Here is a 12,171-nt window from a genome sequence, read left to right as displayed (position 1 = left end):
TCCAGTTACGCTTTATTCTGTTCGGCGTTCCAAGACGCGATAATCTCGTCCCTGTTCGCCATGAGTTTCTTGATATTGCGGATCGCCTGCCGGATTCGCTGTTCGTTTTCCACCAGGCCGATACGCACGAAGCCTTCGCCGTATTCGCCGAAACCGATGCCCGGCGCCACAGCGACTTTGGCGTGCTCCAGCAACAGTTTCGAGAAGGCCATGGACCCCATTTCGCGGAAGTCTTCGGGGATCGGCGCCCAGGCGAACATGGACGCCTTGGGGCTTGGGATGTCCCATCCTGCAGCCGCGAGGCCTTCAACCAAAACATCCCGGCGTTTCTTGTAAGTTTCGCGGTGCAGGTCAATGCAGTCCTGCGGGCCATTGAGGGCCGCCACTGCCGCCACCTGGATGGGCGTGAAGGCGCCATAGTCCAGATAGCTTTTCACCCGTGTCAGCGCGCTCACAAGGTCTTTGTTGCCCGCGCCAAAGCCCACGCGCCACCCAGCCATAGAATAGGTTTTTGACATGCTGGTGAATTCAATGGCGATGTCTTTCGCCCCCGGCACCTGCAAAATGGAAGGCGGCGGGTTGTCGTCGAAATAAATCTCGCAATAAGCCAGATCCGACAGGATCCAGATGCCATGCGCCTTGCAGAAATCGACCACCTCTTCATAGAAGGCAAGGTCGACCACTTCGGCCGTCGGGTTACCCGGATAACACAGGATCACGGCAGTCGGCGTGGGCACGCTGTGCTGAACGGCATACTTCAGTTCCGTCAGGAAGTCGCGCCCTGGCCCCATGGGCAGGTGACGGACAGCCGCGCCTGCGATCATGAAACCATATGGGTGGATCGGGAAACTGGGGTTCGGCACCAGAATCACATCACCCGGCGTGGTGATGGCAGACGCCAGGTTCGCCAGCCCTTCCTTGGACCCAAGCGTCACCACATTTTCCGTCTCCGGGTCGATATCCACCCCGAAGCGGCGCTTATAGTAGGCCGCGTGGGCACGCCTCAGGCCCGGAATACCGCGCGATACGGAATAGCCGTGCGTGGTGTGCTTATCCACGGTTTCTTTCATCTTGTCGACGATATGCTGCGGGGTCGGCAAATCGGGGTTGCCCATACCAAGGTCAATGATGTCTTCACCGCGCGCTCGTGCCGCCGCCTTCATCTGATTCACTTCAGCGAATAGATAAGGGGGCAACCGCCTGATGCGGTAAAACTCTTGATTGCTCATGACCTTTTTACCTTGGATATTGTCGAAAACCGGACGCCCCAAAGCGCCCTGTGAACGCTTAGCTCTAAGGGAATTTTGGGCCAAGCGCAACGGCTGCACGCAATGATCGGAATGGTTTTTCTTATCTGGCGAAATACTATTGCGTAAGGTTCGCGTAACAGCTGACGGCAACCGGGAGGGAGGCAACAAAAAACCGGGCCAGGCCCGGTTCGGTTACAGTCAGGCCCTATTGGGGTCTATTCAGACGCCATGGCCTGTTCGGCCTGCTCCAGCGCGCTCAACACTTTGGCATAAAGCGCGTCATCCTTGAAGGCCTTACGGTACTTGTCCAGCTCTGCCCGATGTTCCGACAGCGATTGCTGCAGAGCACCCATCTGAACAAGTTTCTGCATCTTCAGCTCAGACAGGCGGTCAGTCATGGCTTCAATACGGCTTTCAAACGCCTGCATATCCACGGCGTCGCTTTTGGCAAAGGACTGAGAGAAGGACTCGGAGAAGGACTGGGCAAAATTCAGGTTCAGGTCATTGAGCCGCGCCCGAATTTCCTCTTCCTTCTGTTCACAGCGCGCCAGCTCTGGCGAGCGGTAGGAAACTTCACGAACTTCCTCGGCTTCGTGCTCCAGCATCATGGTACCCAGGCTGTCAAAGCCAACCATGCGCTCACCGGCAAGCGCAGTAGCGCTACCGATTAAGGCGAAAGATGCAACAGCAATAAGGGTGCGTTTCATGTGTGGTTCCATTTCCCAACTGTGTCAGGATAATGCTACATTATTACACAAACGACAAGTAAACTTTCGGCATAGTTTGATCAAATGCCTGAGAGCAGCCATGAGGCCGCCCTCGTCCATTCTTCCGTCGCGGATGTGGCTTAACCGTCTTTCTTGTTGGCTTCTGCCTCACGCTCACGCAGGCGCTGTTCAATCCGCTCGCGTTCCCGCTTGATATCTGCTTCCGCCTGCTTCAAGGCCTCAAGGTGGTGCTTTTCCATCTCCTCGAGCGACAGTTGCGCAGATTTGAGCGATTCTATCCGCAGGGTACGGATATCGCCGTCGATATCCAGCTCAAGCTCCAGGTCACCGAGCGCTTCCTCGATCTCGCGGCGGGCTTCAGCGATTTCGTCCTTGAGCTCAATCCGCATTTCCGACAGCTCGGCTTCGCTTTCACTGAGGTCCGTGAGAGCTTCGGCCATGGCTTCAGATTCGATCCTGGCAATTTCAATCCGGCTAGGTGCGACAATCACATGGCGCATCCGGCGCTCTTCCAGCGAGATGATTGCAGCCTCAAGGCCCTTTTGTGCGGCCTTCAGGGCTTGCACCTCGCTCTTGCTCTTGGCCTTCATCAGCCGCTCGGTCACCTCATTGAGGGCAGCGCGCGCCTTCTCAAGCGCTTCCTGCTGCTCTTTCTCGAACGCTTTGCGGTCACTTGTTGCCAGAACGGTCCGGTGCCCCTTTTTATGCACCTCGACTTTACTGTCGCCGCTGCGAACAACGCGGATCGTCCGCTTGTTCTTTTCGGCTTTTTCTGCCTGCTCGGTTTGCTCGTCACCACCCGCCATGGCAATCATGGCATGGCTGGCTCCGGCAATCACCAGGCTTGACGCGGCGATGCCTAGGGCTGCAGCTGCACGGCGCTTTTGTTTTGGTGTCATCCACATGGGAAATCTCCATTCTTCTTCTGAGTATCCCCCGGCGAGTACACTGACGCCAGAAAAAACTCTATCCTCGACTGTCGCGATTTTCTCGGGCCGATACCCGAACTTCACGTTCTTGTGAAATCAAGGATGCGCAGGTCTTGGTGTCAGTGGAAGGCGGAAGCGATGAATTGTGGGGTTGATGCGGCGGACCGCCCGGTGTTGCGGTGAACCGAGAGACAGGCTTGCGACGAACCGTTCACCGCAGGGGCCTTTAGTTTCCTGGGCTCAGCGTGTCAGTCGACAGGCAGCAACAGGCAGGCGACCCGGCGCTGTTCCATCAGCAGGACATTATAGGTCCGGGCTGCGGCGCCTGTGTCCATGATATCAAAGCCGATATTGGCGTCTTCGAGGAACTGCCGGATAGCCTTGGGCAGAAGCTGCATCTTTACGCCGGTTCCGACAAGGACGATTTCCGGGCGATCACCCTCATTCATGATCTTGCTGAAATGCTCCGGTTTCAAATCATCCAGCGTTTTGGCATCCATAGGATAGAACCCCGTGGGCTGTACCAGCACACCGCCTTCAACGCGGCGGTCCATCAGGCGGAAACCGCCATCACCATAGGCTTCAATGAGCAGCAGGTCGTCATCGGCCTGCTGCTCCATGATAAAGCCACCTTGTTTGATCTTGTCAGCCATCAGACTTACATCTGATCAAACTGGCCAGGGCGGCTCTTGTCCACCGTTGGGTCATTGTCGTCACCCGCAAGCAGTGCATCCCGCTTGATCTTGAACATCAGGAGCATCGGTGAGGCGATAAAGACCGAGCTGTAGGTACCCACGACAACACCCCAGATCATCGCTGCGGTAAAGCCGCGAATGGCCTCGCCGCCAAAGAAGAACAGGGAAAACAGCGCCACCAGGGTGGTGACAGAGGTCATCAAGGTCCGTGCCAGCGTCTGGTTCAGGGACAGGTTCAGAAGCTCTTCCATTGGTGTCTTGCTGTATTTGCGGATGTTTTCACGCACCCGGTCATACACCACCACGGTATCGTTTAGGCTGTAGCCCACGATGGTCAGGATGGCCGCAATGATCGACAGGTTGAACTCAAGCTGGGTGATAGCAAAGAAGCCGACCGTCAAGAGAACGTCGTGCACCAGTGCTACCACAGCGCCCAGGCCGAACTGCCATTCGAAGCGGAACCAGATGTAAACCAGCACCGCCAGAACCGCGATGGTTACGGCCAGCGCCCCGTCACGCTTCAGTTCGCCCGACACGGTGGCACCAATGAAGTTACCGTCCATGAATTTGATGCCGGGAACCGCGTTCGGCAGTTCTTCCCGCACTTTCTGGATCACAGCACTTTGGGCCTTGGCATCGCCTTCCTGGCGCTCGATGCGGATCATGGCTTCCCAATCCTCGCCGTACCGGCGGACAGAAGGGCTGGTGTAGCCCATGGCTTCAACCGCATTTTTCACGGCCTCAATAGGAATGGCTTTTTCGCCTTCCATCTGCACCTCAACCGAAATGCCACCTTTGAAGTCGATGCCATAGTTCAGGCTTTTCACCGCGAACAGTACGATCGAACCAATGATGAGAAGCACCGACAGGGCCATCGCGATCTTGCGCGCGGCCATGAAGTTGATCTTCGTATTGTCTGGAACGAGACGTAAAAACATAATCCCCTCCCCTTAAAGTGGCAGCTTGGCAGGACGGACCCGCTTCAGCCAGGTTGCAAGGATAAAGCGGGACAGTACCACGGCCGTGAACATGGACGTCAGAATACCGATCGCCAGCGTTACAGCAAAGCCCTGCACAGGGCCGGAACCCAGCATATAGAGCACTGCCGCCGCAATGAATGTGGTGATGTTGGCGTCCATAATGGTCGAGAAGGCCTCGCCATAGCCATGTTCCATTGCAGGGAACGGCTTGCGGCCATTATTCTGTTCTTCGCGAATACGTTCAAAAACCAGCACGTTGGCGTCCACCGCCATACCGATTGTCAGCACGATACCCGCGATGCCCGGCAGGGTCAGCGTCGCCTGCAGGAAGCTGAGCGCCCCCATGATCAGCACAAGGTTGGTGATCAGCGAGATGCTCGCGGCAATGCCAAACCGGCCATAGCTGAGGATCATATAAATAATCACACCAATGAAACCGATAACAGCCGCGATCTCGCCAGCATCAATGTTTTCCTGACCCAGGTCCGGCCCCACAGAGCGTTCGGACATCACCTGCAGCGGGATGGGAAGCGCACCGGCCTTGAGGAGCGTTGCCAGCTCCTGCGCATCGGTAACCGCACCAACGTTGGTTATCTGGCCCTGCCCGCCCAGGATCGGCGTGATGATATTCGGCGCGCTGATAATCTCGTTATCCAGCACGATGGCAAACGGCCGCCCGATATTGTTCTGGGTGTGGGTGCCGAAGCGTTTGGCGCCAGATGTATTGAAGGTAAAGCCAACGGCTGGCTTGCCGTTCTTGTCATATTCAACCCGCGCATCAATCAGGTCTTCACCCGAAAGGATGACCCGCTCCTTGATCACCATGGAGTAGCCATCTTTCGAAGGCAGAATCTTTTCCCGGTATCCCACACGGCCGCGCTGAATGTCTTCCGCACTCACATTCGTGTTCACGTCATGGAAGGTCAGCTTGGCTGTCTGGCCAACAAGAATCTTGATTTGTTCAGGATCGTCAGCGCCCGGCACTTCCAGAATGATGCGGTCATTGCCTTCAGGCTGAATGGTCACTTCCTTGGTGCCGTCGGGGTCTACCCGCTTGCGGATCACTTCCATGGCACGGGCAACGGCCTCGCGCTTCTGAACTTCGATGCCCTGCTCTGTCAGTGTCAGCGTGAATTTGTTGCCGTCCTGCGCAAGCTCCAGTTCCTTGATGCCGCCGCCCATGAGTGGGTTAGCGGCGCCTACGGTCACCGTAGTCAGCTCACGCAGTTTTTCACGCGCGGTTTCAACCATGTCATCGCGGGTAACCTCTGCCGTCACGCTTTGGCCTTCAATCCGGATATTCCGGAAATTGAGGCCCTGCTCAGACCGGCGAATATCGCGCACCTGATCAGCAATATTGTTCAGGCGGGAATTCACCACATCGTCGGTTTCCGCACCCCAAAGAATGCGAACCCCGCCCCTGAGGTCAAGGCCCAGATTCAGCGTGTCGGAAGGCAGGAAGCCAGGCAGTTCTTCGCGCTGCTTCTCTGTCAGAAAGTTAGGGAGGGAGGTCAGGATGCCCAGAAGCACCACTCCCATGATCATGATTATTTTCCAGCGCGGAAACGTCAGCATGCGCCGATCCTTATTGTTGTTCTTGCCTTAAAAAGATTGGGCCCGGCAACACCGGGCACGATCCTTATTTTTCTTCTTTTTTCGCTGCTTTTTTCTCAGCCGCTTTTTTCTCAGCAGGCTTGGCAGGCTCTGATTTGGCTCGCACATCAGACAGGGTGCTTTTGACAACGCGAACGCGGACACCGTCAGCCAGTTCCACTTCGACTTCGTTATCGTCAGCTTTAACCTTGGTCACCTTACCGATCAGGCCGCCTGCGGTCACAACGCTGTCGCCGCGCGCCACATTGCTCACCATTTCACGGTGTTCTTTCATCTTTTTGTTCTGGGGGCGGATGATCAGGAACCAGAAAACCGCAACCATGATGATGATCAGACCGAAACCACCAGTTGGATCAGACATCTGTGCAGATTCAGCCGCTTGAGCGTAAGCAGGAGAAGAAAACATGTGACAAACCTCATTAAAAGGGCGGCAGACGCGCCACCTTGCAATATCATTGGCCGGGACTATAGCTTTATTGCTTTCAAATGCAACAGTCGCCTAGTGTTACCCGGCATGTTATGAGCGCTGTCGAGCGGGCATAATCGAATTATCCACCCCTAGATGGGCATGACAGGAAAGGGTTGCAAGTGCCAAACCAGGATCAAGCGCTGATTGATGCGATCAACCGCCTTGCCGACGCGGTAAGTGGCAGAGGAAAGGCATCACCTGCATTGACGGACGATACCGCCAACGCCTTTGTCTATGACGCCGACAGCAAAAACCTGCGAGCTGTCGACCGTGTCGCGGCACCTGCGATTGACCTGTTGATGGGCATTGACCGCGCCAAGAACACACTGCTTGAGAATACCAAGCGCTTCGCGAACGGCTTTTCCGCAAACAATGCGCTGTTGTGGGGGGCGCGCGGCATGGGCAAAAGCACGCTCATCAAGGCCATCCACCGCACCATTGTCGAAGAAAAAGACGCTTCGGCCCCGGCGCTGGTGGAAATCCACCGCGAGGATATCAGCGCCCTGCCCGCGCTTCTTGGCAAGCTCAGGAAAGCCGATCGCCTTTTTATCGTCTTTTGTGACGACCTGTCGTTCAACCGGCCTGACCAGGATTTCAAAGCCCTGAAATCTGTGCTTGAGGGCGGGCTTGAGGGCCGCCCGGAGAATGTGATCTTTTACGCCACGTCAAACCGCAGGCACCTGTTGCCGCGCCAGATGGCGGACCAGGAAAGCGCCACCGGCATCCACCCCAACGAGGCCATGGACGAAACAATTGCGCTCTCTGACCGCTTCGGCCTGTGGCTGGGCTTCCACCCGGCTGACCAGGACGAGTATCTGGCCATGATTGAGGGCTACCTCAAGGCATTCAGCCTGACACCCGCCGATGATTGGCGGCACGCAGCCCTTGAATGGTCCAAGACCCGCGGTAACCGGTCTGGCCGGACAGCCTGGCAGTTTGTGACGAATCTGGCGGGTGAGTTGGGCGCTAAGGTTAGCTTCTAGCGGCCTGTCATGGCGGCATCCGCCTGTGCGCGGCTCAGGTATCGAAGCGGGTCCAAGGCCCGACGGCCCTTACGAATTTCAAAATGCAGCTGCGGTTCGGTCACCCCGCCAGTGTTGCCGACGCGGGCGATGATCTGCCCCTTGCTGACGGTCTGCCCTTCGCGCACCAGAAGGCGCTCGTTATGGGCATAGGCCGTGATCCAGCCATCCGAATGCTTCACCAGCAGAAGATGCCCGTATCCCTCTAGCGCGTTCGAGGCATATACCACGACCCCGGCTTCTGCCGCCTTCACAGGCGTCCCCTGACGCGCCAGGATATTGATGCCGTCATTATGCAGGCCGTCCTGCTTGGGGCCAAAACGCGAGGCCAGCCTGCCCTGCACCGGCCAGTCGAATCCGCTGGATGTCCGGGGTGGCGGTGTTGGCCGTGCCACCGTACGGCGGGTGGTTTGTGCGGGCCTGACAACCGTGGGGCTTGAGGCTGAGGCCGTCTGAACCGGTGCACTGCTGGCCCCACCCGGCAGCTTCAGCCTTTGGCCGATTTCAAGCCTGTAGGGCGCCTTGATACCGTTTTCGCGCATCAGTGCCGACACATTGACGCCAAAACGCCGGGAAATGCTGTAGCCCGTATCGCCCTTTTTCACCACATAGACCTGGGCCGTCGGCACCTTGACCTTCTGCCCGATCTCCAGCGTGTAAGGCGAGCGGAACCTATTCAGGGAAATCAGGTCGCGTACTGGTACGCCATAACGACGCGAGATGGCATAAAGCGTATCGCCTTTCCTGACCACATGCGTCGCGCCGCTGGACTGGACAGTACTGCGGCTGGTGACCGCTGGCGCTGGCTTGCTGGCAGACGCGTAGCTGCGGTTCGGCACAGAAGGCTTGGTGCGCGGCAATGGCACAGGAAAAGGTGCATTCTTGGTTTTGGGTGACGTCAGCGAGCCGAACACAGGTCGGATGATTCGTTTATCGATGGTGGAACAGGCAGAAACCGAGAAGGCAAGCAGGATCAAGGCGCTAAGGCGCATTGCATGCCGTCTGTTCTGTCCTCCCATGATCATGAATTCAAGATACCCACAAGTGTGAACTGGGGCAATATTTCCCTGATCATTAAGGCGGAAGCACGGCAGAAAGGCATCATGCTGGCATCAGAATGTCTGGGTGATGGCCTCTGCCATGGACCGACGCGTTTCATCATGAGTCATATTGAGATGCAGCGGTGTCACCGAAATCCATTTTTCCCGCACTGACTTGAGATCCGTCTCGTGGCCCGGCTGGCCGACTTCGCGGCCCAGCCCAAACCAATAGTATTTGAAACCACGCGGGTCGGTGCGTTCCTCGATATGGTTGCCCATGATTTGGCGCGCACCCTGCTCTGTCACGCGGACGCCCTGGATTTCGTCAGGCTCGAACGCCGGGAAATTCACATTCATCAGCACATCCTGCGGCCAGCCCATCTCGATCAGGCTTTTGATCACCTTTGGGGCATACTGCTCTGCGGTTTCCCATTTGGTGCGCTGGTCCGGGCGGATGCACTGGCTCAGCGCAATCGACGGAATACCCGCCAGTGTGCCTTCCATGGCCACGGAAACCGTACCCGAATAGGTCACATCTTCAGCCAGGTTGCCGCCCCGGTTGATGCCGGAAAGGATAAGCGTTGGCTTCTCGTCGCCCATAATCTTGTTGAGCGCCATGGCCACACAGTCTGTTGGCGTGCCGGCCACGGCCCAGCGCTTATCCTCAAGCTTGCGGATACGCAAAACGCGCGACAGCGTCAGGGAATGCCCTGCGCCAGACTGCTCTTCCTCAGGTGCCACCACCCACACGTCATCGGTGAACTGGCGGGCGATGCGCTCCAGAATCTCAATCCCTGGTGCGTGGATGCCGTCATCGTTCGAGACCAGGATGCGGGCTGGTGAGATAGCTGTCATGACTTAGCCACCAATCACGTCAATGCCGCGCATGTAAGGCTTCAGCACTTCGGGCACGCGGATCGAGCCATTGGCCTGCTGATAGTTTTCCATCACGGCAATCAGCGTACGACCAACCGCAAGGCCAGACCCGTTCAGGGTATGCACGAACTGGGTCTTCTTCTCGCTCTTGAGGCGGCAGCGCATTTTCATGCGGCGGGCCTGGAAGTCACCACAAGTGGAACAGCTGGAAATCTCGCGGTATTTATCCTGCCCTGGCAGCCATACCTCGATGTCATAGGTGCGGCGTGCACCGAAGCCGATATCGCCGGTGCACAGCTTCACCACGCGGTAAGGCAGGTGCAGGCGCTTCAGCACTTCTTCGGCGCAGGCGGTCATGCGCTCCAGTTCCTCGTCAGACTGGTCCGGCGCGGTGATGGATACCATCTCCACCTTCTCGAACTGGTGCTGGCGGATCATGCCGCGCGTATCGCGCCCCGCAGAGCCCGCTTCGGCGCGGAAACACTGGCTGTGGGCGGTAAAGCGGTACGGCAGCTCTTCCTCGTCCAGGATTTCATCGGAATGGAAGTTCGTGAGCGTCACTTCAGACGTCGGGATCAGCCAGTGATCCGTTGTCGTCTTGAAGGCGTCCTCGCCAAATTTCGGCAGCTGGCCGGTACCCAGAAGCGCCGTGTCGCGCACCATCGCGGGCGTCAGCATTTCTGTGTAGCCATGCTCAGTGGTGTGCAGGTCCAGCATGAACTGGCCCAGCGCGCGCTCAAGCCGCGCCAACTGATCCTTGAGCACCACGAAACGCGAGCCGGACATTTTGGCCGCGCGCTCGAAATCCATCATGCCCAGCGCTTCGCCTAGCTCAAAATGCTCTTTGGGATCAAAATCAAAGCGCGCGGGCTTGCCCCAGGTGCGAACCTCGGTGTTGTCGTCTTCGCTGTCACCGTCCGGCACATCGTCATAAACCATGTTCGGCAGGCTCATCAGCAGCGTGTTGAGCTTTTCGCCCAGCGTGCGGTCTTCCTCTTCCATCTCAGAGAGGCGCGTCTTCAGCCCACTGACTTCGTCCATCAGCGCCTGGGCTTCTGCTTCATTGCCTTGTGCCTTGGCCTTGCCGATCAGCTTCGATGCCTCGTTGCGGCGGGCCTGCGCGGCCTGCGCTTCGGTCTGGACCGCGCGGCGGGAACTGTCGAGCGCGATGATCTCCTCGGCTTTGGCTTCCTCACCGCGGCGGGCAAGGGCCTTGTCGAAAGCTTCCGGGTTCTCGCGAATAAATTTCAGATCAAACATTGCGCTCGTCTCAGTTTCAAATCGGATCAGTTAAAATCAGGTCAAATTTCGTCTTCATCGGCCTCGTCGGCCTCGGCGCGCTTCTTCTCGAAAGCGCCGATCAGGATGATGGACAGCTCATACAGGAGCAACATGGGAATGCCAAGGGCGATCTGGCTCACCGGGTCCGGCGGCGTCAGGAAGGCCGCCACCAGGAACGTAGCCACAATCATATAGCGGCGTTTCGCCCGAAGGCCGTCTGCCGTCACGATGCCCGCGCGGCCCATCAGGGTCAGCGCCACAGGCAGCAGGAAAGCCACACCAAAGCCGAAGATCATCTGCATCACCAGCGACAGATATTCGCTGACTTTCGCCTCGGCCGCGATCTCGATGGCGCCAGAACCGGCCGCCTGTTCGAAGCTCAGCAGGAACTGCCAGGCCCAAGGGATCACCATGAAATAAGCCAGGCTCGCGCCCAGCGCGAACAGGATGGGTGTGGCCAAGAGGAACGGCAGGAACGCCCGGCGTTCGTTACGGTAAAGCCCCGGCGCCACAAATTTCCATATCTGGGACGCCAGCAGTGGGAAGGTACAGATGAAGGCGGCATACAGCGCCACCTTGAGGTCCACAAAGAAGCCTTCCGTCAGCGACGTGAAGATCATCCGCCGTTCTTCGCCTGTCGCCTGCGTGGCATCCATATAAGGCTTGGCAAGGATGTTAAAAAGCTCGTCCGCGAAATAAAGGCCAACACCAAAGGCAACAGCCATGCCCAGCAGTACCTTGATCAGGCGTGAGCGCAATTCATTCAGATGATCCAGCAGCGGCGCCTTGCTGGCGTCCACTTCGTCTTCATCGATGATGTCTGGCTTGGCGGTTTCGCCCTGCAGTTCCTCTGGCCCCATCATGACGCGTCATCCTTGCCCGCGCCATCCTTGCCGGCGTCAGGCTTGGGCGTATCGGCTTTCGCGGCGCCTGAAGCTTTCTTGGCTTCCGCCTTTTCCCGGGCCTCGCGCTCGCGGTTGCGCATGATGTGGTTTGTCACCTCTTCCGCGCTCATGCCGGGGCGTAGGCCCTCTTTCTTGCGCAGGTCTGCGAAAGGGTCTGTCTGTTGCTCGGCCTCGGTGGCCAACTGTTCGACCCCGTCCTTGAATTCAGCCGCCAGTTCGCGCATGCGGCGCACCAGCCCGCCAACCGTTTTCAAAAGACGCGGCAGTTCCTTCGGCCCCACGACAACAAGCGCGACGACCGCCACAAGGAAAAGTTCCGTTGCACCGATATCAAACATGGAAACGGGCTCCTGCCCCTAGGGTCTCAGGGGTGAAGACAGGG

The 12,171-nt window shown here is 57.7% G+C and carries 13 protein-coding genes; 1 reads left to right on the top strand and 12 read right to left on the bottom strand.

Annotated elements, in window-relative coordinates; genetic code table 11:
* Positions 1-5: 5 nt before the first annotated feature.
* From B3Z17_RS02555 to yajC, 7 genes are all read right to left on the bottom strand, one after another.
* A complete protein-coding gene (locus B3Z17_RS02555) occupies positions 6-1,229 on the bottom strand; it encodes an LL-diaminopimelate aminotransferase (protein WP_286828448.1) in 1,224 nt (407 codons plus the stop codon).
* 236 nt (positions 1,230-1,465) lie between these two features.
* Positions 1,466-1,957 carry a hypothetical protein gene (locus B3Z17_RS02550; protein ID WP_068305632.1) on the bottom strand — a complete coding sequence of 164 codons (492 nt, stop codon included), beginning with the start codon at positions 1,955-1,957 and terminating at the stop codon, positions 1,466-1,468.
* 140 nt (positions 1,958-2,097) lie between these two features.
* Positions 2,098-2,883 (bottom strand): hypothetical protein, encoded by a 786-nt coding sequence (locus tag B3Z17_RS02545; protein ID WP_286828447.1) that lies wholly within the window; start codon positions 2,881-2,883, stop codon positions 2,098-2,100.
* Positions 2,884-3,155: 272 nt separating this feature from the next.
* Positions 3,156-3,560, bottom strand: a complete 405-nt coding sequence (locus B3Z17_RS02540; RefSeq protein WP_068305626.1) for an Mth938-like domain-containing protein — start codon at positions 3,558-3,560, stop codon at positions 3,156-3,158.
* Positions 3,561-3,565: 5 nt separating this feature from the next.
* Positions 3,566-4,540 (bottom strand): protein translocase subunit SecF, encoded by a 975-nt coding sequence (gene secF, locus B3Z17_RS02535; protein ID WP_286828446.1) that lies wholly within the window; start codon positions 4,538-4,540, stop codon positions 3,566-3,568.
* Between the two features lie 12 nt (positions 4,541-4,552).
* Entirely contained in the window at positions 4,553-6,157 is a 1,605-nt protein-coding gene (gene secD / locus B3Z17_RS02530) for a protein translocase subunit SecD (RefSeq protein ID WP_286828445.1), read from the bottom strand.
* Positions 6,158-6,221: 64 nt separating this feature from the next.
* Positions 6,222-6,557 (bottom strand): preprotein translocase subunit YajC, encoded by a 336-nt coding sequence (yajC, locus tag B3Z17_RS02525; RefSeq protein ID WP_206594908.1) that lies wholly within the window; start codon positions 6,555-6,557, stop codon positions 6,222-6,224.
* Positions 6,558-6,784: 227 nt separating this feature from the next.
* On the opposite strand from yajC, the gene B3Z17_RS02520 reads away from it, so the two are divergent.
* The gene (locus tag B3Z17_RS02520; protein ID WP_286828444.1) at positions 6,785-7,648 is read left to right on the top strand and encodes an ATP-binding protein; all 864 of its coding nucleotides are present in this window, start codon (positions 6,785-6,787) and stop codon (positions 7,646-7,648) included.
* Here the strand turns inward: B3Z17_RS02520 and B3Z17_RS02515 are convergent.
* The 5 genes from B3Z17_RS02515 to tatB form a co-directional block, all read right to left on the bottom strand.
* Positions 7,645-8,679: a M23 family metallopeptidase gene (locus B3Z17_RS02515; protein WP_068305610.1), complete on the bottom strand. Its 1,035-nt coding sequence runs from the start codon at positions 8,677-8,679 to the stop codon at positions 7,645-7,647. The two genes, B3Z17_RS02520 and B3Z17_RS02515, sit on opposite strands and share 4 nt — an antisense overlap.
* A gap of 120 nt (positions 8,680-8,799) precedes the next feature.
* Positions 8,800-9,582, bottom strand: a complete 783-nt coding sequence (gene surE / locus B3Z17_RS02510; protein ID WP_286828443.1) for a 5'/3'-nucleotidase SurE — start codon at positions 9,580-9,582, stop codon at positions 8,800-8,802.
* Positions 9,583-9,585: 3 nt separating this feature from the next.
* A complete protein-coding gene (gene serS / locus B3Z17_RS02505) occupies positions 9,586-10,863 on the bottom strand; it encodes a serine--tRNA ligase (RefSeq protein ID WP_286828442.1) in 1,278 nt (425 codons plus the stop codon).
* Between the two features lie 41 nt (positions 10,864-10,904).
* Complete coding sequence (tatC, locus tag B3Z17_RS02500; protein ID WP_286828441.1) at positions 10,905-11,747, bottom strand: twin-arginine translocase subunit TatC; 843 nt, start codon at positions 11,745-11,747, stop codon at positions 10,905-10,907.
* A complete protein-coding gene (gene tatB / locus B3Z17_RS02495; protein WP_068305601.1) occupies positions 11,744-12,127 on the bottom strand; it encodes a Sec-independent protein translocase protein TatB in 384 nt (127 codons plus the stop codon). Before tatB ends, tatC begins: the two co-directional genes overlap by 4 nt.
* Positions 12,128-12,171: the final 44 nt, after the last annotated feature.

This window comes from Kordiimonas sp. UBA4487 (assembly GCF_002389025.1).
GTDB classification, from domain to species: domain Bacteria; phylum Pseudomonadota; class Alphaproteobacteria; order Sphingomonadales; family Kordiimonadaceae; genus Kordiimonas; species Kordiimonas lacus.
The sequence above is the reverse complement of the archived record's forward strand: the minus strand, read 5'-3'. Positions and strand labels throughout refer to the sequence as shown.

Excerpts from the sequence above, each read along its gene's own strand:
- B3Z17_RS02555 (WP_286828448.1), bottom strand. The coding sequence starts at position 1,229 with ATGAGCAATCAAGAGTTTTACCGCATCAGGCGGTTGCCCCCTTATCTA.
- B3Z17_RS02550 (WP_068305632.1), bottom strand. The coding sequence starts at position 1,957 with ATGAAACGCACCCTTATTGCTGTTGCATCTTTCGCCTTAATCGGTAGC.
- B3Z17_RS02545 (WP_286828447.1), bottom strand. The coding sequence starts at position 2,883 with ATGTGGATGACACCAAAACAAAAGCGCCGTGCAGCTGCAGCCCTAGGC.
- B3Z17_RS02540 (WP_068305626.1), bottom strand. The coding sequence starts at position 3,560 with ATGGCTGACAAGATCAAACAAGGTGGCTTTATCATGGAGCAGCAGGCC.
- secF (WP_286828446.1), bottom strand. The coding sequence starts at position 4,540 with ATGTTTTTACGTCTCGTTCCAGACAATACGAAGATCAACTTCATGGCC.
- secD (WP_286828445.1), bottom strand. The coding sequence starts at position 6,157 with ATGCTGACGTTTCCGCGCTGGAAAATAATCATGATCATGGGAGTGGTG.
- yajC (WP_206594908.1), bottom strand. The coding sequence starts at position 6,557 with ATGTCTGATCCAACTGGTGGTTTCGGTCTGATCATCATCATGGTTGCG.
- B3Z17_RS02515 (WP_068305610.1), bottom strand. The coding sequence starts at position 8,679 with ATGCGCCTTAGCGCCTTGATCCTGCTTGCCTTCTCGGTTTCTGCCTGT.
- surE (WP_286828443.1), bottom strand. The coding sequence starts at position 9,582 with ATGACAGCTATCTCACCAGCCCGCATCCTGGTCTCGAACGATGACGGC.
- serS (WP_286828442.1), bottom strand. The coding sequence starts at position 10,863 with ATGTTTGATCTGAAATTTATTCGCGAGAACCCGGAAGCTTTCGACAAG.
- tatC (WP_286828441.1), bottom strand. The coding sequence starts at position 11,747 with ATGATGGGGCCAGAGGAACTGCAGGGCGAAACCGCCAAGCCAGACATC.
- tatB (WP_068305601.1), bottom strand. The coding sequence starts at position 12,127 with ATGTTTGATATCGGTGCAACGGAACTTTTCCTTGTGGCGGTCGTCGCG.